Origin of the sequence: Ruegeria sp. HKCCA6837, from assembly GCF_013034475.1 — a bacterium.
Classification (GTDB): domain Bacteria; phylum Pseudomonadota; class Alphaproteobacteria; order Rhodobacterales; family Rhodobacteraceae; genus Ruegeria.
This window is the reverse complement of the sequence record NZ_WQGD01000024.1, coordinates 1-20309: the sequence shown is the minus strand read 5'-3', so window position 1 is coordinate 20309 and position 20309 is coordinate 1. Positions and strand designations below refer to the sequence as shown.

The following is a 20309-nucleotide window of genomic DNA, read 5'->3' as shown; positions in this document are numbered from 1 at the left end:
CCTCTTAGAAACCACGATCGTATTGGCGATTGCATACCACCCTATTCTGCAGGGAAGGTTACTTTGTCTGATTTAAGGGGTATATACCCCCAGGGGGGTATTAGAAATGTCGACCATTCAAGCACCAGACGCTCTGTCAGCCGCAATACTGGCGGTCGGATCGGAGTGTTTCGGCGACGCGCTTTACACGTGGCTAAAATCAACTTGTTCTTTTGACAATTTCGCAATCATTGCCTTCTTTCAGCACAGCAGTCCCCAAGTCCTAATGACTCATGCGCGAGACAGCCGCGTTTTTGAGCGGATCGATAGTCACTATGTCAAAGGCGCTTATCTGTTGGATCCATTTTATGGTCTGCATCAAAGCCGTGCGGCTGACGGTCTTTACAGATTGACCGATATTGCACCCGATCAGTTTCAACGGAACGAATACTTCAAATCCTATTACACAAATACGACGCTAACGGATGAGCTGGCCTTTTTCGCAGGTCTCAGCCCCGTAAGTTCGATCACTGTGTGTCTCGGTCGGGATGCAACCACCGCATCGCGTTTTTCCAGCAAGGATTTCAACGCGGCCAAGAGTGTGGCGCCGGTTGTCAATGCGCTGATCAGGAGGAACTGGTCTGACCTAAAACCCTCGAGTGAAACAAAGCCTGAAGATGTCGTTGCGCAACTGCGTCAGCGATTGCTTGATGAAAGCGGCATCGGATTGAGTCCAAGACAGGCACAGGTGGCGTTATTGATCCTGCAGGGTCATTCGTCGATTTCTATTGGCCTGACATTGGGTATCAGCCCTCAAACCGTCAAGGTTCTGCGCAAGCAACTCTACCGCAAATGCCATATCTCTTCACAAGGCGAACTCTACCATTTGATCGCACCGTTTCTTTCGGAAAGCGGACAACAGACTGGGAAACAAGGGCAATTACCGACGGGTTAGTCAAAGCCTAATTAAGAGTAAGTTAGACAGTAATTTCGCCTTTTCCCAACTTGTGAAAGCTTAGCCCGGAAACGTGCAAAACGTGCTGGAGCGGCACAGGAAACGGTGCGCCAAGGTTCTGCTCTGGCGTCTTTAGTTCTGAAAATACAAGGCCTCCGGCCCGTTGCGGTCGTTCGTCCGTACAGACAGCACAAGATGCACAAAGACAACGGCCTTCTCAGGTCAAAACGTGACGCAGAAATAGGGAACCGACATATGTCCATTGAGAAAACGGATACGCTGGTTGTTGGAGGCGGGCAGGCGGGTATCGCGCTGAGCGAGCACCTTGGAAACAACGATGTGCCCCATATCATTTTGGAAAAGAACCGCACCGCCGAGGCGTGGCGCACTGGTCGTTGGGATGCTTTGGTCGCAAACGGCCCGTGCTGGCACGATCGTTTTCCCAGCCTCCAGTTCAATGGGGATGATCCGGATGCGTTTGTGCCCAAGGACCGTGTTGCCGAATACCTCGTCGAATATGCAGAAATGGTGAACGCACCAATCCGCGAGGGTGTTGAGGCGCTGAAAGCCGAGCGTTTGCCCGGCAAAGGTGGGTTCCGTGTTGAGACGACCGCCGGCGAAATACATGCCAAGCGTATTGTCGCCGCTACAGGCGCTTTCCAGCATCCGGTTATTCCGCCCATCGTGCCGGAAACGGCTGGCGTCGAGCAACTTCATTCCTTTTACTACAAGAACCCCGAGCAACTGGCCGAAGGCGCAGTCATGGTTGTGGGCGCTGGCTCGTCCGGCGCACAGATTGCGGATGAGTTAAACCGCGCCGGTCGCAAGGTTTTCCTGTCTGTTGGCCCTCATGACCGGCCCCCGCGCCGTTATCGCACCCGCGACAACGTTTGGTGGTTGGGCGTTCTGGGTCTCTGGGACATCGCCGCGCAAAAACCGGGAACTGAACATGTTACGATCTCGGTCAGCGGTGCACATGGCGGGCACACAATGGATTTCCGCCGTCTGGGGAATGAAGGTGTGACCCTTACCGGCATGACCAAGAGTTTCGAAAACGGCGTTCTCAGCTTTGCCGATGATCTACAACGCAATGTCGCAGCAGGTGATGCCAACTACCTTGAAATGCTGGATTTGGCAGACGCCTATATCGAGCGCACTGGTATTGATCTACCCGAAGAGCCCGAGGCGCGTGAGCGGTTTGCTGATCCTGACAGCCTAACCAACCCCCTGACATCGGTCGACTTTGCGAAGGAAGGCATCACAACAATAATCTGGGCGACGGGTTTCCGGCAGGATTTCAGTTGGATCAAGGCAGATGCCTTTGATGCCCAGGGCGCGCCGATTCACCAGCGTGGTGTTTCGGTTGAACCCGACATTTATTTTCTGGGCCTGCCTTGGCAGTCACGGCGCGGTTCGACCTTTATTTGGGGCGTCTGGCACGATGCGAAATACATCGCTGATCAGATCGCAATTCAACGAGCATATGCCAAATATGACGGTGAAGCGGCCATCGTCGCACCCGCCGCAGCAGAATAAGCAGTCAGGACTTCGAAATGGCGCATACACGCATTCGCAAATTCAACACCAAAGAAACCTACCCCGAGCAAAACCTGGACAACGATCTATGTCAGGCCGTTGTGACACAGGGCGGTAAGACAGTATATCTGCGCGGCCAATGCCCGCAAAACCTGGATGATGCGGTCAATATCGATAGTCATGATCCGGTCGAACAGACCCACAAAGTTATGCAGAACATCAAACAATTGATCGAAGAGGCCGGCGGCTCGATGGAGCATCTGGTCAAGGTGGTCGTCTACATTACCGATGTACGCCACCGTGAGGCTGTATATCGGACCATGGGTGAATACATCAAAGGTGTTCACCCTGTTTCGACAGGGCTGGTGGTACAGGCACTGGCGCGCCCCGACTGGTTGGTTGAAATCGACGGAACCGCCGTTATTCCCGATTGATCCACCTGATCAATCAATTTGACCGGACCGCGCCAGTTGTTCTCCCCAAAAGAAGGCGCGATCCGGACTTTCTTTTTTCAGGAGAACCGAATGACTTTTTCATTGGTCGCCCGCTGCGCTGATACCGGCATGTTTGGTTTGGCGATTTCGTCATCATCACCCGCCGTGGCCGCGCGCTGTTCCTTTGCCCGGGCAGGTGTTGGTGCGGTTGCGTCACAGAACGTTACAGACCCCAGCCTCGGTCCGCTTACGCTGGATTTGTTGGAGCAAGGCAAGACAGCGCCTCAGGCGATCGACGCCATGAAAGCGCAGGCAAAGTTCGTCGAATACCGACAGGTTCTGGCTGTGGATGATCAAGGTCGCACGGCGATCCATTCCGGCCCCAACAGCCTTGGTATCTGGACGCAGGCGCAGGCTGAGAATGTCGCGTCGGGCGGAAACCTTCTGGACAACGAGGGCATTCCTCAAGCTATCGTCGATGGGTTCCTGTCGTCCTCCGGGCATATCGGGGACCGCTTGATCGCCGCAATGCGGGCCGGTTTAGCCGCCGGTGGCGAAGCAGGCCCGGTGCATTCGGCCGGTATGAAGATCGTTGACAAGGTTAGCTGGCCCGTCGCCGATCTTCGCTGCGACTGGACCGAGGATTGCCCCATCGAGGCCATTGCAACCGCCTGGAATATCTACAAACCGCAACTTGACGCCTACACCCAACGCGCGCTCGACCCGCGTGAAGCACCGTCTTACGGCGTTCCGGGCGACGAATAATCAGGGAGACACATAATGTTGGACAATACCCACGAGGATTGGAAAAGCCGTGCGGCCAGCCTGACGTTCCGGGGACAAGCCTTTATCGACGGTAAATTTACCGATGCTGCATCAGGTAAGACCTTTGACAGTATTAATCCGGCCACTGGCGCGGTTCTGACCCCGGTCGCCGAATGTGACGAAGAAGATGTCAATCGTGCCGTTTCCGCAGGTCGTGCTGCCTTTGAGGATGGTCGCTGGTCGCGAATGGCTCCAGGTGATCGCAAGGCGGTGATGCTGAAGCTGGCCGATTTGATCCGGGAAAATCTCGAAGAGATGGCGCTGCTGGACAGCCTTGATATGGGTAAGCTGGTGACGGATGCCGTGACTATCGACGCGCCGGGCTCAGCTCACTTCTTCCAGTGGTATGCCGAGGCAATTGATAAGGTCTATGATGAGGTAGCTCCAACCGGTCCCGGCGATCTGGCGTTGGTCAGTCGCGTGCCATTGGGTGTGGTTGGTGCAGTAACCCCTTGGAACTTCCCGCTTGATATGGCGACGTGGAAAGCCGCCGCCGCGCTGGCCGCAGGAAACTCGGTTGTGCTCAAACCGGCTGAACAATCACCTTTGTCAGCATTGCGTTTGGCGGAACTGGCGGCTGAAGCCGGCGTTCCTGATGGCGTATTCAACGTTGTTCCAGGTTTTGGAGTAACTGCGGGTAAGGCGCTTGGCTTGCATATGGATGTCGACTGCCTGGCCTTCACCGGGTCAACAGCAATCGGCAAGATGTTCATGCAGTATTCTGGCCAGTCAAACCTGAAACAGGTCTGGCCGGAAACCGGGGGCAAAAGCCCCAATCTTGTCTTTGCCGATTGCGAGGATTTGGATACCGCTGCCGACATGGCGGCCTTTGGCATCTTTTTCAATCAGGGCGAAGTGTGCTCGGCGAATTCTCGGCTCTATGTGGAACGCTCGATCAAGGACGCGTTTGTCGAGAAATTGATTGTCCGCGCGCAGGCGATGCAACCGGGTGACCCACTGGATCCAACCTCGAAAATGGGTGCAATCGTTGATGAAAAGCAAACACAGGGCATCATGCGCTTTGTTGAAGAGGGCAAGAAGACAGCCAATCTGGTGACAGGCGGTGAACGTGTCACCGTCGAGGGCAAAGGCTGTTTTGTTCAGCCAACAATCTTTGACGACGTGGCCCACGACAATCCATTGGCTCGGGATGAGATTTTCGGTCCCGTTTTGTCAGTGATCCCGTTTGACACCGAAGAGCAGGCGGTGGCGATGGCAAATGACTCGATATATGGGTTGGCCGCGTCGGTGTGGACCGACAACCTGTCCCGGGCTTGCCGGGTGTCTAACAAGCTGATGGCGGGGACCGTGTCGGTTAACACGGTCGACGCATTGTCCGCAATGACTCCGTTTGGCGGTATGAAGCAGTCAGGTTTTGGACGTGATTTGTCTTTGCACTCGCTTGAAAAGTATACTGCTTTGAAGACCACTTGGATCAAGTACAAGGCTTAATCCACGGCCAAGCGGAGATGTGCCATTGCCTTTCAGATACACGCTGCGACAGCTTGAGTATTTTGTTGCGGTCGGAAAGGCGGGCAGCATCGCTGCGGCCAGCGACAAACTGAACGTGTCGTCGCCGTCGATCTCGGCGGCGATAACCCAGCTTGAGGTCGAATTCGGAGTCACGTTGTTTGTACGCGAACATGCGCGGGGGCTTTCGCTGACGAAGGCTGGACACAGGATCATGGAACGAACGGAGTTTGTTCTACGTGAAGCTGACCTTCTGGCAACGCTCGCCGGGGAAATCACAGGTAAGGTTCAGGGCATTCTGTCCGTCGGTTGTCTTGCTACATTTGCTCAGTTCATTCTGCCGGGGATACGGCGAGATTTTGAACAAAACTACCCCGATGTAAGGATCGAACAACGTGAGTTGAATCAGGCTGATATCTTCAGCCAACTACGTCGCGCTGAACTGGACATCGCACTGACTTATGATCTGGATATCCCGGCCGATCTTGAATTCCAGCCCTTGCACGAACTGCCGCCTTACGTGGTTCTTGGGGAAGATCACACATTGGCCGGCCGTACCGAATTGACGATTTCAGACCTTCAGGACAGCCCCATGGTTCTGCTGGACCTTCCATTCAGTGGTGAATACTTCCTGTCGTTCTTCCGAGAGGCAAATATCAAACCCAACATCGCGGAACGCACTGCGGACATGTCGGTGATGCGATCATTGGTTGCCAATGGTTTCGGGTTCTCCATTGCGAATATTCGCCCTCATAACACCTTATCACCAGATGGGAAAAAACTGGCTTATGTTTCTTTGGCCGGGGAGTTGCGCCCATTGCGTCTTGGTCTGTTGCGAGCAAAAGCTGAAAACGAGACAAACACTCTAAAAACCTTTGTCGAGCACTGCGCCCGCGCCGTGAAATCGGGAACGCTTCCGGGTTTGCATTCCTCAGGGGAGGGAGTGATTTCTAGTTCTTAGAAATCTCCTAACCTCTGCTTCGTCATTCCCAGATTTAAGTATTCTGTCCGTTGTATAGGCTTTGCTTAAATCCCCGACACAGTTGGGGTCAAACCGGTCGGCAACTCGAAAAACAGGTTCAATTCGCATGACGTCTACACTGGGTATTCTCGAAAAGCTGGTTGGCTTCGATACGGTCAGCAAGAACTCGAACCTTGAACTTGCCGCTTATGTCGAAGAATTTCTGGAAGCCCGCGGTTTTGCAGTTCATCGCATAACCGATCCCGGTGGCGATAAAACGGGGCTATATGCGGAAAAAGGCCCCGCGGGAGATGGGGTTCTGCTTTCGGCCCATACTGATGTCGTCCCAGTCGAAGGCCAAAGCTGGACCAAGGACCCGTTTCGCCTAACGCGCGAAGGAAACCGTGTCTACGGTCGTGGTACCACAGATATGAAGGGCTATGTGGCGTCAGTCATGGCGTTGGCAGATCGGACGGCCGGGGCTGACCTGCGAGAGCCACTCAAGATCGCGCTGTCTTATGACGAGGAAGTTGGGTGCGTGGGCATTCAACACATGCTGGATCGGCTTGCCCCAATGCTGGGCCAACCCCGTGCGTGCTTCGTTGGCGAACCGACTGAAATGCAGGTCGCTATCGGGCACAAAGGCAAAGCTGCGCTGCGCGCTGTTTGCCACGGTCAAAGCGGGCATTCCGCGCTGGCCCCTAAATTCGTCAATGCGCTGCACCTTGCAACCGATTTTGTAGCCGAGTTGCGGGTACTACAAGACGTCTATGCTAAGAGTGGAAACAGCGATCCGGCCTATTCAGTGCCCTATACGACCTTCCATGTGGGTTTGCTTTCGGGGGGCAAAGCGCTGAACATTGTTCCGGACCGAGCTGAGTTGACCTTCGAATACCGTCATCTTGCCTCGGACCATGGCAAAGATATCCTTTCACAGATTCAAGACGCCGCGGTCAGGGTAGCGGCCCGGTATCAATCTCTTTGCCAAGAAGCGCGCATAGAGGTCGAACAATACAACGCCTATCCCGGACTGGATGTTGTTGAGACCGAGGGCGTCATCTCTTACGCCCAGAAACTTGCCCAAAGCAACGTCACCACCAAGGTCGCGTTTGGCACCGAGGCCGGGTTTTTCAGCGAGTTGGGTATTCCAACCGTTGTCTGCGGACCCGGTTCCATGGAGCGCCAAGGGCACAAGCCGGATGAATATCTTGAAATTGATCAATTAAACGCGTGCGACGCGATGATGGATCGTATCCTCGAAGACATCAGCCGCTAAAAATAACCCGGTATGGAAACCAAAAAAGCCCCCGGAAGAACCGAGGGCTTTCGCGTTAGGAATATGGTCTGACTTATTTCTTCAGGTTGGTCCAGATCTGGTCATAGACCGCCTGGGTTTCCTCATCACAGACTTCGATGAACACACCTTGGCCTGCATTGGCATGGGGGTTCTTTTCGGGCTGTTCAGCCAATGCCGGATCAAGGAACTCGCTAACACCGTTCACACCAGCGTTGTACTGTGCAAAGTTGGACACGGCTGCGATGTTTTCAGGTTCCAACAGGAAATCCATGAAGATTAGCGCGTTTTCGCGGTTGGGAGCGTCTTTCAGCAGAACGACATTGTCCATCCACGCGATGTAGCCCTGCGTCGGAAAAGCGTATTCCACATTTGCGCCTTCCTCGCGCGCCTTGGCCGAGAATCCGTCATAGATCTGGCCTACAGCTGCGTCACCGGAAACCAGAACTTCTTTCGCCGTATCCGAATTGAACGATGCCCAGTGCTGCTTCGCTTCTTGCAGCATGGCGTTCAGCGCCTTTAGTTGCTCGCGGTCTGTGGAACACTGCGGGATACCCATGTGCAGCGCGGCCATCGCCATGACTTCGCCTTGGCTGTCCAGCATGTTGATACGGCCCTGCAGCTCGGCCGGAGGGTTGAACAGAATGTCTGTGGTTTGAATGTCGCCTTCATAAGCATCGCGGCTAACCGCAAAGCTGGTCGAGCCCCACTGATACGGGATCGAGGATTGGCGACCGGGATCAAAACCGGGATCGGCCCATTCGGGCGCGATGTTGCCTTTATTCTTCAACTCACCGTCGGCGATGGTGTCCAGCATGCCTTCGCCGGCCATGATCGAAACCATGTAGTCGCCCGGCACGGACACATCGTAGGTACCGATGCCGCCTGCCTTGAGCGATGCCAGCATCGCCTCGTTCGAGTCGTAAGTGTCCATAGTGACAGTGATGCCGGTTTCTTCGGTGAACTTGTCCAGCAGCTCTTGCGGCATGTACTCGAACCAGTGGTACAGAACCAGTTCACCTTCGGCTGCTGCAGCGTTTGCGCCTATTGCCAAAGCAAGGGCAGTGACCCCGTTTTTCATCATATGTTTCATGTGTCTCTCCATTTGTTGGTTATTTTGTGTTGTCAGATTTGCTGACGAAATAGCTGATCGTGACCATGACGATGGACACACTCAGCAACATGGTCGAAATCGCCATGATATTCGGTTTGATCCCTTGCTTGACCGAGCCAAAGATCGCCGTGGGCAAGGTCTCGACCCCCGCACCCTTCACGAAGTTAGTGATGATGAAGTCATCCAGGCTGACGATGAAGGCCAGCAGAAAACCCGAGATGATGCCTGGCATCATTAGTGGCAGTAGGATCTTGGTAAAGGCCTGCCGTTTGGTGGCGTAGAGGTCCAGTGCAGCTTGTTCATAGCTGTCTTCGATCCCTTGCATTCGGGCCGAGATAGGTAGGTAGGCGAAGGGAATACAGAAGGCGATATGGGCCAGCAGGATGGTCAGAAGCCCGCGCTCGAACCCGATCGAATTGAAGAAGATCAGAGTCGCGACCGCCAAAACAATCTCAGGCACCATCAGCGGTAAGCTGATCAGACCGAAAGACAGCGTGCGAAAGCGGAATTTGCCGCCGCGTACCATGCCCGTAGCAGCCAGAGTGGCAATAGACGTCGCCGTGGTTGCAGCGATGATCGCGATAATAAAGCTGTTTTTGGCAGCCGTTTTGAACTTACCGCTTTCAGGCCCGGTGAAGACATCCGCATACCAACGCAGCGAAACACCTTCCCAGTTGGTCAATGATTGCGAAGCGTTGAAGCTGTAGATGGTGACGACGACCAGCGGAGCATAGAGGATGACCAGACAGAGCAGAGTGATCCCTTTGAAGCCTGTGTACGCCTTTATGTCGAATTGTTTGCTTGCCATCGGTCAGCCCCCCGCCTTGTCGGCTTTGGCCTGCTGACGGGCCGAGAACATCAGAATGATCAAAACCATTGTCAGCAGGATCATCGAAGCGGCTGCGCCAAACGGCCAGTTGCCTGCATTGCCCTTGAACTGTTCCTCAATCAGCGAGCCGATCATGAAATTCTTGGCACCACCCAGAAGATCAGGCGCAAGGAACGACCCCATCGACGGAACAAAGACCAGAATACAGCCCGCAAATACGCCCGGTTTGACTGCGGGCAGCAACACACGGCGCAAGGTGGTCCATTTCGACGCGTAGAGGTCGGCAGCAGCTTCGGACAGGGCGAAATTATACCTCTCAACAGCCGCATAGATCGGCAGCACCATGAAGGGCAGGTAGGAATAGAACAGGCCCAGCTGAACCGCAAAGTTGGTGTTGACGATATGCAGTGGACTGTCGATCAAGCCGATATTCATCAGAAAATCATTCAACGGCCCTTGATCGCGCAGAAGGAACTTCATTGACACGGTCCGGATCAGCAGGTTCACCCAATAGGGGATAGTGATCAGGAACACCCAAACCGGACGCATATTCTCGGATCGGGTGGCGATGAAATAGGCCGTTGGAAAGCCGATCACGAGGCTGAGCAGTGTGGCAGCACCAGCCTGCCAGATTGAGCGCCAGAATATCGTTATATAGGTCCATTCGATCTTAGGGGGATCGTCGCCGAATAATCCTCGGTCAAAGAAGAACTGATCGTAAGCCGCCAGAGAGAACTCCCAGATCACACCGCCCCGGAACTCTTTCGTCAAGAAAGAGTAAATCAGCATCATGATCACCGGTGCCAGAACCAGAATGGCCAGCGTCACCCAAGCGGGCAGAAGGAGCCAAGTACGCGCCTCTTTATACGTATCTGTCGTAGCGCTGCCGCCGCTTGCTGCACCCGCTGCCATCAGTCGACCAGGAGGCGACCAGCCCCCAGCTCCATGTTGACGTACATCTCGGTACCTGGCTCAAAAATACGCTTATTGCCGCGGTCTGAATTTGAGGTGCGCACGACAAAGTCCGGGCCATCCTGCAGATCGACGATGGTTGTTATATCGGTGCCGACAAAGATGTTCTCTTTGATGCGCCCTTTCAGGCTTTCGGTTTCTGCAGGGGTATCCGACATATACAGCCGTTCTGGCCGGATCGACATGTGAACTTTGGAGCCGACGCCAATTCCCTCGACCGAATTGCAAGTCAACTCATGCCCCCCTCCCAAGTGGCAGGTCGCACGACCATTCGAAATTCCGTCAACGGAGACCTCCAACAGGTTGGTCTCGCCAATAAAATCAGCCACGAACATGTTATGTGGACGCTCGTAGATGTCCGTAGGAGACCCCAATTGCTGCATCTCGCCAGCCGACATAACCGCGATGCGGTCGGACATGGTCAGCGCTTCTTCCTGATCGTGAGTCACGAAGATAAAGGTAATCCCCGTTTCGCGCTGCAGGTGCTTCAGTTCAAGCTGCATGGCCTTGCGGAGCTTCAAGTCCAGTGCAGACAAGGGTTCATCCAGCAGCAGAACCTTGGGCTGTGGCGCCAAGGCGCGAGCCAACGCGACACGTTGTTGCTGACCACCTGACAACTGACTGGGCTTGCGCGCAGAGAACTGAGAGAGCTGCACCAATTCCAGCATCTCGCCCGCCTTTTTGCGCGCATCAGATTTAGAGGTCCCGCGCATTTCCAGCCCGAACGCCACATTATCCAGAATGGTCATATGCGGAAACAGGGCATAGTTCTGGAAAACCGTGTTCACAGGACGCTTGTTGGGTGGGAGATTTTCAATCTCATCGCCATAAAGGTAGATCGCCCCCTCGGTGACGGCCTCAAACCCGGCAATCATTCTAAGCAGAGTGGTCTTACCGCAGCCAGACGGACCCAGAAGAGTAAAGAACTCATTGTCCATGATTGACAGCGAGATCTTCTTGAGCGCGGTAAAATCGCCGTAGCGTTTCACCGCATCCCGCACGTCAATCGCGATATTTTCTTTGTCAGACAATTGCGCCTCCTGAGCACCGCGAAATTCCATTCGGGTATATATGGGCTGCGTTTCCGTCCTAAGAACTGACTTCCTCACTAAACATTAGGATTTGCCTAATCATTATTTTTTTGATTTAAAATCATTGTGTTAGTTTAGTTTTGCAATTTTTTTCAGCAAAAAGAAAAGCCCACTGGGCACATGGGAAGTAACACATTTTTCCCATATAATGATCCCGATGGCTAAGGGATGGACCGTGATCTAACGCTGAGTGATTTGTTAGAGGCCGAAACACCGGAGCGACTAATCTCTGCCTTCTTGATCGCGCCTGCCGGCTGGGAAAAGACTCATCAGTCTGGTACGTGACTTGTGCTTGGGAGGAGCAGGATGAAAAAAATCGTTAGTGCTCTTGCTTCTGTTGAAGGCATCATAGTCTTGTTTCTGGTCAGCCTGATTCTTATCCTTGCGGCGGAGCGTTTCGTGCACCCCAGCGTCGATTTATATGAGCAGCCTGGTACTTTAGCTTCCAGAACATTTTTAGCGGTTGTCTGGATTCACTAAGTCAATGATGGTCGAGCAAAATGGTATCAGTCCGCTCTGATAGGCAGCACTGCAGCAGTTCGAAGGCCGGTTTCGGGCCGCCTTGAAAGCGGCAAATGTCGGCTTTCAGCGCTTCGCCGCAATTTGTGTGTGTCGCAGCATCCGGTAAGATGGGCTCGAAGAGGATGTTCGCCGCACTTTTCATGAGTGACTGCTTACTTCGCACAAGCAGTCACTTGGGAGTGATGACGCCCCAGCTACTGACCTGAGCCCAGCGATCCGGGCGGGAGATTCAACTCAATAGACGACGATGGTGACGCTCGTTTCGGCTCAGAAGCCCGGTGGATGGTCGACACTCATGCGACAATTGCCAGTCACGAAAAGCGGGCGACTCTTGCCGCCCGCTTAATCTTCACACGTCGATCTTTTCTGCGATACTCAGCGCGTCTTCCAATTCAACGCCAAGATATCGAACTGTGCTGTCAACCTTGGTGTGGCCAAGCAAGAGCTGCACCGCGCGTAGATTGCCCGTTTTCCGGTAGATCAGTGCCGCTTTTGTGCGTCTCAGCGAATGCGTGCCGTAACCGTTTGGCTCCAAACCAATCGCCGACACCCAATCGCGGACCAAACGCGCGTACTGTCGCGTCGATATATGCGGCCTTTCGTGGAAGCGGCTTGGGAAAAGGAAATTGCGTCCAAGCATCTCCGGGCGACATACCCAGGTCCAGATGGACTGGCGGGTATTTTCCGAAACCTCGAATTTGACTGGCCGCTTTGTTATGCTCTGGACAACTGTCACGCGTTCGCGGACACGATCACCAGCAACAAGATCGGCTACGTTCAAACGAACGAGATCGCAGCCTCGCAGCTTGCTATCGATCGCAAGATTGAAGAGTGCCAAGTCCCTGAGATTGTCCGAGAGTTCAAGCCGGGCGCGGATGGCCCAGACCTGCTTCGCGAGAAGCGGGCGTTTCTGGCCTATATGGCGACCTTTGTTCCACGGCGGGCGCTTCGGTGTGATGGCAGGAAGTTGAATAATGGACATCGTTTGTCCTCCATCCTTCCCTCCCTCTCCAGGCACCGACACCGTGTCGACCAACTGAATCTATCAGGGAGCTAAAGACAGGTTTCATCAGAGTACTCGACGTTTGTTAGCAGCGCAGCGTATGACCGCATCGAGCCCAAAGTACCTGATACTGCGCAACGATCACTTGGCGGGTTCTGCACCATAGTCCGCCTCCGATCGGTCTCAGGTCGAAGGTGCAACACTTTTGGTGCATACTTACCTGCCTGTTTGCATTTGCGCGCGCTTACATCGCCGTGTGCTAGCTACAACTGCGTGACACCGGCACCCGGCTCTGTTTATCGGTCGAGCATCGCGAGAACGGCGTCGCAATCGGACAGAACCAGCAGCAAGGCAACATCTCCCGGCTCAAGCTTTTCAAGTATCATTGAAGCGGCTTGTGTGGGCGAAGGAGCTTTGAGTATTTGGTGCGCACCATACCCATGGTCCAACGCTGCCCGTTCGATCAGATCAGAAATGTCACCCAATTCGCGACCTCTGAGATACCCCTCAAGTTCTGTTGCGACGACCACGTCGGGTTTGAAGTTCAGCGCCGTCGCAGTGACGTCATGGATATCCTGATCGGATCTGTCCCCGGCGTGGCTGAGCATTATAAAACGCAGTTTTGCCGGCAGGCTGGACAGGGCATCGCAAACGGCCGAAATCGAATGCGGGTTATGGGCAAAATCCACAAAAACCCGTGCGCCATTATAGAGAAACTCGTTGCAACGGCCCGGGTTGTCCCTGGCGTCGGGCTTGAACCCGGCCAACCCCTTTCGAGCGGCCTGAACGGGCAGGTTCAATGCCAGGGCAAGGCATAAGGCCGCTAGGGCGTTAAGGATGTTGTATTTTGCTACGCCCCCCATGGTCAGGGGCACATCGCAGACGGCGATCACCACCCGTTCCGCCGCACCATCGAAAAAGACGATTTTTCCCGACCGCACATAGGCACAGCACTTGCCCGCATCGCGGGCCTGACGGATCAGGTCATTCTGCGCATCCAGCGAATACCACCAGATATTCGCAGATGTATTCGCCGCCTCGGCACGGACAAATTCATCATCGGCATTCAGTGCCAGCACGCCACCCTCGGCCAGCGTGCGATGAACGGCGAATTTGGCCTGAGCCAGTTCCGGCACCGTGTTGACCCCGTATTGCCCCAGATGGTCGTTTGCCACATTGGTGACCGCCGCTGCCGTTGCCGCGCGGGTCGGTAGACCCCGGCGCAGGATACCCCCGCGCGCGACTTCCAGACAGGCTACCTCCAGCCTTTTGTCACGCAACAGCATTCGACCGCCGCCAGGGCCGGAATAATCGCCACGGTCGAGAATGTCGTCTCCCACCCGAACAAATTCGGTCGATGTCAGCCCGGCAACCTTGCCAGAAGCGCGCGCGATCGCCTCAAGCAAACGGGTTGTGGTTGTTTTGCCGTTGGTTCCGGTAATGAAGGCGACCGGGATATTGTGCAGAGCCGACCAGTCCACGTCATCGGGGGTAGGCAGCGCATCGACCGGCCAGGTCTGACTACCAGTCCCGTGCCCGATCGACACTTCGTCATCATCGCACAGGATATCCACACCATGCGCCTCTGCTGCCGCAATCAGAGTAATCAGCGCGGGATTGGCTTCCTTCTCCATAACGCTTTTGACATCCGCAACCATCTGATCGAAATCGCCGGGCTCGGATGCCAACAGTTCGGCGGCACAGAAATGCCAGACGGTTTGCACCGCGAAGATCGCGGAATAGAGCTGATCCATCGGCGCTGAAATCGCCAGATTGACGCCACCGGTGAAACTGCGGTGGGTTACGTCCTGATCCTGCCAGCCAAGCCCGTCCAGCACGCGGCGCGCGTGTTTTTCCCACAAAGCGGTGACCTGCGCGGTGCCGATATCGGTGAAAAACACGTCCATCACCGCGCCGGGGTGGTTCCACAACAGTCCCGGCCCGGTCAAGCGTCGGGCATCGTCTACCCGGATATGATCGGCGTACGCGCTTTCAATTGTCAGCGCGTTTGCAAGCTCTTCGATCCGGTCCATTCCGGTACCCCCGCTCAATCCGCGTCTTCGCTGATGTCGCGGGCCAGGCGCACGCCGCGCGCATCCCTGATCAGGTTCTGGTCGCTTTCGAACATATCCTCGAACGAGGTGTCGATGGGGCTTGCCACCGGCGCAGCCTCTGTGACTGGCGCTTCGCTATCGGAGTTGAAATAGATGATCTGCTTCCAGCAGCGCGTTGTGTCATCACCGAAAATCACCAGCAGATCGCCCGGTGCGGCCTGTTCCAACGCTGCAGTCACTGCTTCGACCTCATCCGGGATGATCGTGATCGCGGCATCATCGACGCCGTTGTTGATCAGGGCCCGCCGCATCATTTGCGGCACTTCGTCGTGTCCACGACCCCGGCGGCGGTCATCTGCCTTGCAGATGAAATGATCAAAATGCCCGGCCAATGCGGCGGCCCCGTCTTCGATATCCTCATCGCGCCGGTCGCCGGGCATCGCAACAACGCACAGCCTTCGGCCCTTGACCTCCAGCTGATCGGCCAACGCCGCCATCGCCTTGAGCGCGGCAGGGTTGTGGCCATAGTCGAGGATCACCTTGAAGGGATGCTCGTCATAGACATTCATCCGCCCGGGTGCCTGGAAATAGCTGGTGTCGAAGGTGCGCAGCCCGTGGCGGATATTGTCCAGGTCCACTCCGAAACTATAGGCCATCGCGGCGGCGAACATTGCGTTTTGGACGTTGAAAATGGCCTTGCCTTCCAATGCCGCCGGGATCAGATGCGACCACAGCACCGGGATATGAAGACCGTTGTCATAAATGGTCAGCATGTCACCATTCATGCCCTTTTCAAGCACAATGGCTTTGCCGCCTGCTTTTGTATGTTCCTTGACCAGGCTGTGCCCCGGGTTGGTGGTGACATAAAAGATCTGATCCGCACCGGCATAGTCGGCCATTTTCAGACAGTTGATGTCATCGGCATTCAGAACGGCCGAGTCGGTGGCGCTTTCCACCACCACGCGTTTGACAACGGCCAGTTCCTCAACCGTGTTGATGCCGCCAAGGCCCAGATGATCTGCCGAGACGTTCAGACAGGCCGCTACGTTCGAGCGCTGATAGCCCAGACCCGACCGCACAAGTCCGCCACGTGCGGTTTCCATCACCGCAAAATCGACAGCCGGGTCGCGCAGAACGATCTGTGCCGACTTGGGTCCTGTCATGTCGCCCTTGACGCTCAGCTTGCCGTCAACATAAACACCATCGGTCGAGGTCATGCCAACGGTCTTGCCGCTGGTTTTAATGATGTGCCCCAGCATCCTTGAAGTGGTCGTCTTGCCGTTGGTTCCGGTGATTGCCGCGATGGGGATGCGGGTTTCCTCGGTGGCCGGAAACAGCATGTCGATCACTTTGCCTGCCACGTCGCGCGGCTGACCTTCGGACGGTGCCACGTGCATCCGGAAACCGGGGGCGGCGTTCACCTCGACAATCGCGCCGCCGATATCCTTGTAGGATTTGGTGATGTCGTCGATAAGGAAATCGACACCGCCCACATCCAGCCCGACGGCCATGATGGCACGCTCGGCCATGTCACGGTTGTCAGGGTGCACCACATCCGTCAGATCAATGGCCGTGCCGCCGGTCGACAGGTTCGCGGTTGATCGCAGATAAAAGACCTCGCCGTCAGGCAGCACAGTTTCTTCCGTCACGCCCGCATTTTCCATCAGGCGTTTGGCCTGATTGTCGATCTCCAGCATGGTCAGCACTTTTTCATGCCCGATGCCACGGCGCGGATCCTCGTTCACGATTTCGACCAGTTCGGCAATCGTGTGCGTGCCATCGCCTGCCACATGGCCCGGCACGCGCTTGGCCACCGCGACCAGCTTGTTGTTCACAACCAGCATCCGGTGATCGAAACCGGTGATAAAGCTTTCCACCAGAATGGCGCGGCTGCGGGAATGTTCCTTGGCTTCGGCAAAGCCTGCCTCGACCTCTTCATCCGAGTTCAGGTTAATCGAAACACCGCGCCCATGATTGGCATCGAGCGGTTTGACCACCACCGGGTGCCCGATCCGTGCGGCGGCGCGCACGGCTTCACGCGCGGAATAGACCATGCGTTGCTGCGGCACAGGCAGGCCCAGATCGTTCAGCAGATTGTGCGTGTCTTCCTTGTCGCAGGAAATCTCGACCGAGATGTGCTTGGTCTCAGAGGTTATGGTTGCCTGAATGCGTTTCTGGTATTTGCCGTGCCCGAACTGAACCAGTGACCCAGAATTCAGCCTGATCCAAGGGATGTCTCGCTCTTGCGCGGCCTTAACCAATGAGCCGGTTGAGGGACCAAATTCCTTGCGCTGCGCCCGCAGCACAAAGCTACGCAACTCGTCATCCCAGTTGAATTCCGGGTCGAAGTCGTAGTCCACCTGTTCCTTGAGGGATTGCGGCAATAGATGCATCAGCAGCCGCATTGCCAGCTTGCCTGCGTCCAGACCAACATCGCGCTGGCGGTATTCGTAAACCATGTTGTATTGGCCGGGTTCGCCTGTGCCGCGCGTGCGGCCAAAAGTTACGTCCGAACCGGCCACGTTCTGCACTTCAATGGCACAATGTTCCAATACATGACCAAGCCAAGTACCTTCATCTTCGCGCAATCGGCGGATGAAACCACCGGGTTCGCGGTAGGAACAGCCATGTTCAGCCAGACCGGGAAGGGCCTGGGTCAATGCATCAATAAACTCGGAACCAATTTTGGCCGAAGGCCAATCTTCCAAAACGCCCAGATCAATGACGTGGCGAATGACCGGAAAACTTGCCCAGACATTCGGGCCGACAAAGACATTGGTCGAGATTATTTTCATGAGGTCCCTCGTTGGTTAGATTATTGTTTCCCCCCGCTGGCGGCCTCATCCCCGGACAGATCCGGCAATGTGCAGAACGCCATATGCTCATCCGGCGGAAAAGCCTGGCGAGCCGTCAGATCATAACGGCACCCTTCACCCAGAACGTCAAGCCGAAGTCCAAGAAGGCTGAGTGCTTCGCCGCGACGGGCATCCCACATCGAAGAATGGGTCAAATGGCTCGCATCCACCACGGTAACCGTTCCGCTGCCGATTACTTCAAAGACGTTATCGGGCCCAATGAAGGCCGCCGTGTCTTCGTCAACGCCCAATCCGATTAGAAAAGGGTTAAAAGATGAAGCGGTTAGCAATCGACCCAGGCGGTTGCGTTGGGTGAAATGCTGATCAATGATGACGGCGTTGGTCAAACCCATACCGGGAGCCAGCGTGATGTTACCTTCGGCTGGACCAGAGTTGCTGCTGCCGCCTGCTACCATATGCTCGGACATGATCGAAGCACCGGCCGAGGTTCCTGCAACCGGCACCCCTGCCGCGTTTCGGCGCCGGATTTTCTGGGCGACCAGCGTGCCTCCAAGAATCGCTGACAGGCGCAACTGGTTCCCACCGGTCAAAAAAATCCCGGTAGCACGATCCAGCATCCCCGCGTAATCCGGGTTGTCGCAATCGGCGCGGCGCGAGATAGGCAGGAATTCAACCTTGCCTGCACCAAGCTCGGAAAAGATGCGGTTATAGTCCGGTCCGGTTTCTTCCAGCATCGAGGCTGTTGGGATCACGACGATATCAGCGTCGGCACCGCCGGATAGTTCTACGAACTTTCGGTGAATCTGCATTTCCTTGACGCGATCTTCACCGCCGCCGATCGGAATGATGAACCCGCGCGGGGTTTCTGTATCAACGGGTGCAGGGCACATATCTTAACTACCTTCCGGTGCTATAGCGGGCAGCCACCGGGGACCGCGCGGACGCTCAAACCTGTTCATACATGCCGCGTCTGGCTATCTGGCCGTCGCGTACATGCCATTCCCCCCGGGCCATCACATGCCGCACGGCAGTGTTTTCGTCAAGAACGACCAAATCAGCGTCCATATCCACGTTCAGACAACCCTTTCGGTGCAGCTTCAGCAGGTCAGCGACATTTGAGGTCAGCGGAGCCAGAGCTTCGGGCATTGGTACTCCTCTGTTGGTGAGTTCGCGCAGCATGTCCGGGAAAGTGTCCGACAAGCCCACACCGAACCGTGTCAGATTGCCTTCATGGTCAAAGGCGGGCAGGCAGCCACCACCGTCAGAGCTGATGGTGAAACGGTCCGCGTGACCGCCCAAATCGCGAAACTGAATGTAGGCCTCAGCAGCAGAGATGCCCGGCTCGACATGTCCACAGGGGTATGCGGTAGCGTCGATGTAACATCCGTGCCTTGCTAGTGCCGCGGCCTGTTCGAAGAGTGGTTTGTTGCGATTGACATGGGTTGCATTGAAGACGCGTGCGGGGATTTCGCAGGTCGCGATAGCCTGTTCCAACATTGACAGCCCGCGCTCGCCATCTCCCATATGGCAATGCACAATACCCGCCTTGCCAGTGATCAGACCCGCGACATGCGCCTCGCTCGCGATCCGCAGAAACTCGTCCAATGTCGGTTGGCTCGACCGGTGATCACTGATCGCCAGTTCCCCAACACCGATGACCGGATCAAGGAACACAATGTCTCCACGGACTGAACCGGTGAGGGTGGTCAGTGGGACGTGATAGCCACCGGTGTGACACCAGGCTGAAAGTCCTTCTTCGCGTAACCCATAGGCCTGTTGCACCAGCGTCTGCGTGTTGCGGGTCAGATCGTCCGTGCCCAAAGCTCCAACGGGCCTTGTCAGAAGAACTTTGCTTGAGCGGGGCAGGGCGGTTGCGCAGCATTTGCCCATGACCAGACCTGTCTCTTTCAAATACTTCAAAACCAGTCCCGAGGTCATCCGCCTTGCGGTGATGCTGTACATCCGTTTCCCTCTCTCGCTTCGGAATGTTGAAGACCTGCTGCACGCACGAGGCATCGACGTGAGCCACGAAACTGTCCGATATTGGTGGAACAGGTTTGGCCCGATGTTTGCTGCTGAAATCCGAAGAAAGCGTGTTCAGCAATTGAGAGCATACTCCAAATGGAAGTGGCACGTGGACGAGGTTCTCGTGAAGGTGAGTGGCAAGCGGCATTATCTTTGGCGGGCCGTCGATCATGAGGGCGAAGTGCTGGAAGCCGTTGTCACCAAACGTCGAAACAGAGCTGCAGCACTGAAATTCCTCAAGAAATTGATGAAGCGGCACGGAAAAGCGAACAACTTCGTCACGGATCGCTTTGCATCGTACCGGGCCGCTCTCAGAGAGCTTGGCGCTATCGAAAAACAGCAGACGGGCAGGTGGCTCAATAACCGCGTTGAGAATTCGCACTCGCCGTTCCGACGACGCGAACGCGCGATGCAACGTTTCAGGCGCAT

General features: G+C 55.5%; 18 protein-coding genes. 9 read left to right on the top strand and 9 right to left on the bottom strand.

Annotated elements, in window-relative coordinates:
- Window positions 1–106 precede the first annotated feature (106 nt).
- The 7 genes from GOV91_RS20755 to argE all read left to right on the top strand — a co-directional run bounded on the left by GOV91_RS20755 (window position 107) and on the right by argE (window position 7436).
- The gene (locus GOV91_RS20755; protein WP_171236848.1) at window positions 107–934 is read left to right on the top strand and encodes a helix-turn-helix transcriptional regulator; all 828 of its coding nucleotides are present in this window, start codon (window positions 107–109) and stop codon (window positions 932–934) included.
- Window positions 935–1189: 255 nt separating this feature from the next.
- Window positions 1190–2470 (top strand): NAD(P)/FAD-dependent oxidoreductase, encoded by a 1281-nt coding sequence (locus tag GOV91_RS20750; protein ID WP_171236847.1) that lies wholly within the window; start codon window positions 1190–1192, stop codon window positions 2468–2470.
- Between the two features lie 17 nt (window positions 2471–2487).
- A complete protein-coding gene (locus GOV91_RS20745) occupies window positions 2488–2904 on the top strand; it encodes a RidA family protein (protein ID WP_170330089.1) in 417 nt (138 codons plus the stop codon).
- Between the two features lie 90 nt (window positions 2905–2994).
- The gene (locus GOV91_RS20740) at window positions 2995–3669 is read left to right on the top strand and encodes a DUF1028 domain-containing protein (protein ID WP_171236846.1); all 675 of its coding nucleotides are present in this window, start codon (window positions 2995–2997) and stop codon (window positions 3667–3669) included.
- A 15-nt stretch (window positions 3670–3684) separates the two neighbouring features.
- Entirely contained in the window at window positions 3685–5181 is a 1497-nt protein-coding gene (locus tag GOV91_RS20735; protein ID WP_171236845.1) for an aldehyde dehydrogenase, read from the top strand.
- A 25-nt stretch (window positions 5182–5206) separates the two neighbouring features.
- The gene (locus GOV91_RS20730; protein WP_171236844.1) at window positions 5207–6160 is read left to right on the top strand and encodes a LysR substrate-binding domain-containing protein; all 954 of its coding nucleotides are present in this window, start codon (window positions 5207–5209) and stop codon (window positions 6158–6160) included.
- Window positions 6161–6287: 127 nt separating this feature from the next.
- Window positions 6288–7436 (top strand): acetylornithine deacetylase, encoded by a 1149-nt coding sequence (argE, locus tag GOV91_RS20725; protein WP_171236843.1) that lies wholly within the window; start codon window positions 6288–6290, stop codon window positions 7434–7436.
- A gap of 73 nt (window positions 7437–7509) precedes the next feature.
- Here the strand turns inward: argE and GOV91_RS20720 are convergent, their stop codons facing one another.
- Genes GOV91_RS20720 through GOV91_RS20705 form a run of 4 tightly spaced genes read right to left on the bottom strand, consistent with a single transcriptional unit; the run spans window position 7510 to window position 11430 of the window.
- Entirely contained in the window at window positions 7510–8547 is a 1038-nt protein-coding gene (locus GOV91_RS20720) for an extracellular solute-binding protein (protein WP_171236842.1), read from the bottom strand.
- Window positions 8548–8566: 19 nt separating this feature from the next.
- Window positions 8567–9376, bottom strand: a complete 810-nt coding sequence (locus GOV91_RS20715; protein ID WP_171236841.1) for an ABC transporter permease — start codon at window positions 9374–9376, stop codon at window positions 8567–8569.
- A gap of 3 nt (window positions 9377–9379) precedes the next feature.
- Window positions 9380–10309 carry an ABC transporter permease gene (locus tag GOV91_RS20710; RefSeq protein ID WP_171236840.1) on the bottom strand — a complete coding sequence of 310 codons (930 nt, stop codon included), beginning with the start codon at window positions 10307–10309 and terminating at the stop codon, window positions 9380–9382.
- Window positions 10309–11430: an ABC transporter ATP-binding protein gene (locus GOV91_RS20705; RefSeq protein ID WP_171236839.1), complete on the bottom strand. Its 1122-nt coding sequence runs from the start codon at window positions 11428–11430 to the stop codon at window positions 10309–10311. Before GOV91_RS20705 ends, GOV91_RS20710 begins: the two co-directional genes overlap by 1 nt.
- A 336-nt stretch (window positions 11431–11766) precedes the next feature.
- On the opposite strand from GOV91_RS20705, the gene GOV91_RS20700 reads away from it, so the two are divergent.
- Window positions 11767–11940 (top strand): hypothetical protein, encoded by a 174-nt coding sequence (locus GOV91_RS20700; RefSeq protein WP_171236838.1) that lies wholly within the window; start codon window positions 11767–11769, stop codon window positions 11938–11940.
- 391 nt (window positions 11941–12331) lie between these two features.
- Here the strand turns inward: GOV91_RS20700 and GOV91_RS20695 are convergent, their stop codons facing one another.
- The 5 genes from GOV91_RS20695 to GOV91_RS20675 form a co-directional block, all read right to left on the bottom strand.
- Window positions 12332–12964, bottom strand: coding sequence for a tyrosine-type recombinase/integrase (locus GOV91_RS20695; RefSeq protein ID WP_171236855.1), 633 nt, complete (start codon window positions 12962–12964; stop codon window positions 12332–12334).
- 317 nt (window positions 12965–13281) lie between these two features.
- Window positions 13282–15018, bottom strand: coding sequence for a Mur ligase family protein (locus tag GOV91_RS20690; RefSeq protein ID WP_171236837.1), 1737 nt, complete (start codon window positions 15016–15018; stop codon window positions 13282–13284).
- Window positions 15019–15032: 14 nt separating this feature from the next.
- Window positions 15033–17834, bottom strand: coding sequence for a cyanophycin synthetase (cphA, locus tag GOV91_RS20685; RefSeq protein WP_171236836.1), 2802 nt, complete (start codon window positions 17832–17834; stop codon window positions 15033–15035).
- Window positions 17835–17854: 20 nt separating this feature from the next.
- On the bottom strand, window positions 17855–18745 hold the full coding sequence (locus GOV91_RS20680; protein ID WP_171236835.1) for a cyanophycinase: 891 nt from the start codon (window positions 18743–18745) through the stop codon (window positions 17855–17857).
- 55 nt (window positions 18746–18800) lie between these two features.
- Window positions 18801–19817, bottom strand: a complete 1017-nt coding sequence (locus GOV91_RS20675) for an amidohydrolase family protein (RefSeq protein ID WP_254440742.1) — start codon at window positions 19815–19817, stop codon at window positions 18801–18803.
- Between GOV91_RS20675 and GOV91_RS20670 the strand changes: the two genes are divergently transcribed.
- A partial coding sequence (locus GOV91_RS20670; RefSeq protein WP_171236833.1) for an IS6 family transposase occupies window positions 19744–20309 on the top strand: 566 nt, incomplete at its 3' end. The genes GOV91_RS20675 and GOV91_RS20670 overlap by 74 nt on opposite strands.

Coding starts and splice junctions, on each gene's coding strand:
- GOV91_RS20755 (WP_171236848.1), top strand. CDS start 107: ATGTCGACCATTCAAGCACCAGACGCTCTGTCAGCCGCAATACTGGCG.
- GOV91_RS20750 (WP_171236847.1), top strand. CDS start 1,190: ATGTCCATTGAGAAAACGGATACGCTGGTTGTTGGAGGCGGGCAGGCG.
- GOV91_RS20745 (WP_170330089.1), top strand. CDS start 2,488: ATGGCGCATACACGCATTCGCAAATTCAACACCAAAGAAACCTACCCC.
- GOV91_RS20740 (WP_171236846.1), top strand. CDS start 2,995: ATGACTTTTTCATTGGTCGCCCGCTGCGCTGATACCGGCATGTTTGGT.
- GOV91_RS20735 (WP_171236845.1), top strand. CDS start 3,685: ATGTTGGACAATACCCACGAGGATTGGAAAAGCCGTGCGGCCAGCCTG.
- argE (WP_171236843.1), top strand. CDS start 6,288: ATGACGTCTACACTGGGTATTCTCGAAAAGCTGGTTGGCTTCGATACG.
- GOV91_RS20720 (WP_171236842.1), bottom strand. CDS start 8,547: ATGAAACATATGATGAAAAACGGGGTCACTGCCCTTGCTTTGGCAATA.
- GOV91_RS20715 (WP_171236841.1), bottom strand. CDS start 9,376: ATGGCAAGCAAACAATTCGACATAAAGGCGTACACAGGCTTCAAAGGG.
- GOV91_RS20710 (WP_171236840.1), bottom strand. CDS start 10,309: ATGGCAGCGGGTGCAGCAAGCGGCGGCAGCGCTACGACAGATACGTAT.
- GOV91_RS20705 (WP_171236839.1), bottom strand. CDS start 11,430: ATGGAATTTCGCGGTGCTCAGGAGGCGCAATTGTCTGACAAAGAAAAT.
- GOV91_RS20700 (WP_171236838.1), top strand. CDS start 11,767: ATGAAAAAAATCGTTAGTGCTCTTGCTTCTGTTGAAGGCATCATAGTC.
- GOV91_RS20695 (WP_171236855.1), bottom strand. CDS start 12,964: ATGTCCATTATTCAACTTCCTGCCATCACACCGAAGCGCCCGCCGTGG.
- GOV91_RS20690 (WP_171236837.1), bottom strand. CDS start 15,018: ATGGACCGGATCGAAGAGCTTGCAAACGCGCTGACAATTGAAAGCGCG.
- cphA (WP_171236836.1), bottom strand. CDS start 17,834: ATGAAAATAATCTCGACCAATGTCTTTGTCGGCCCGAATGTCTGGGCA.
- GOV91_RS20680 (WP_171236835.1), bottom strand. CDS start 18,745: ATGTGCCCTGCACCCGTTGATACAGAAACCCCGCGCGGGTTCATCATT.
- GOV91_RS20675 (WP_254440742.1), bottom strand. CDS start 19,817: ATGTACAGCATCACCGCAAGGCGGATGACCTCGGGACTGGTTTTGAAG.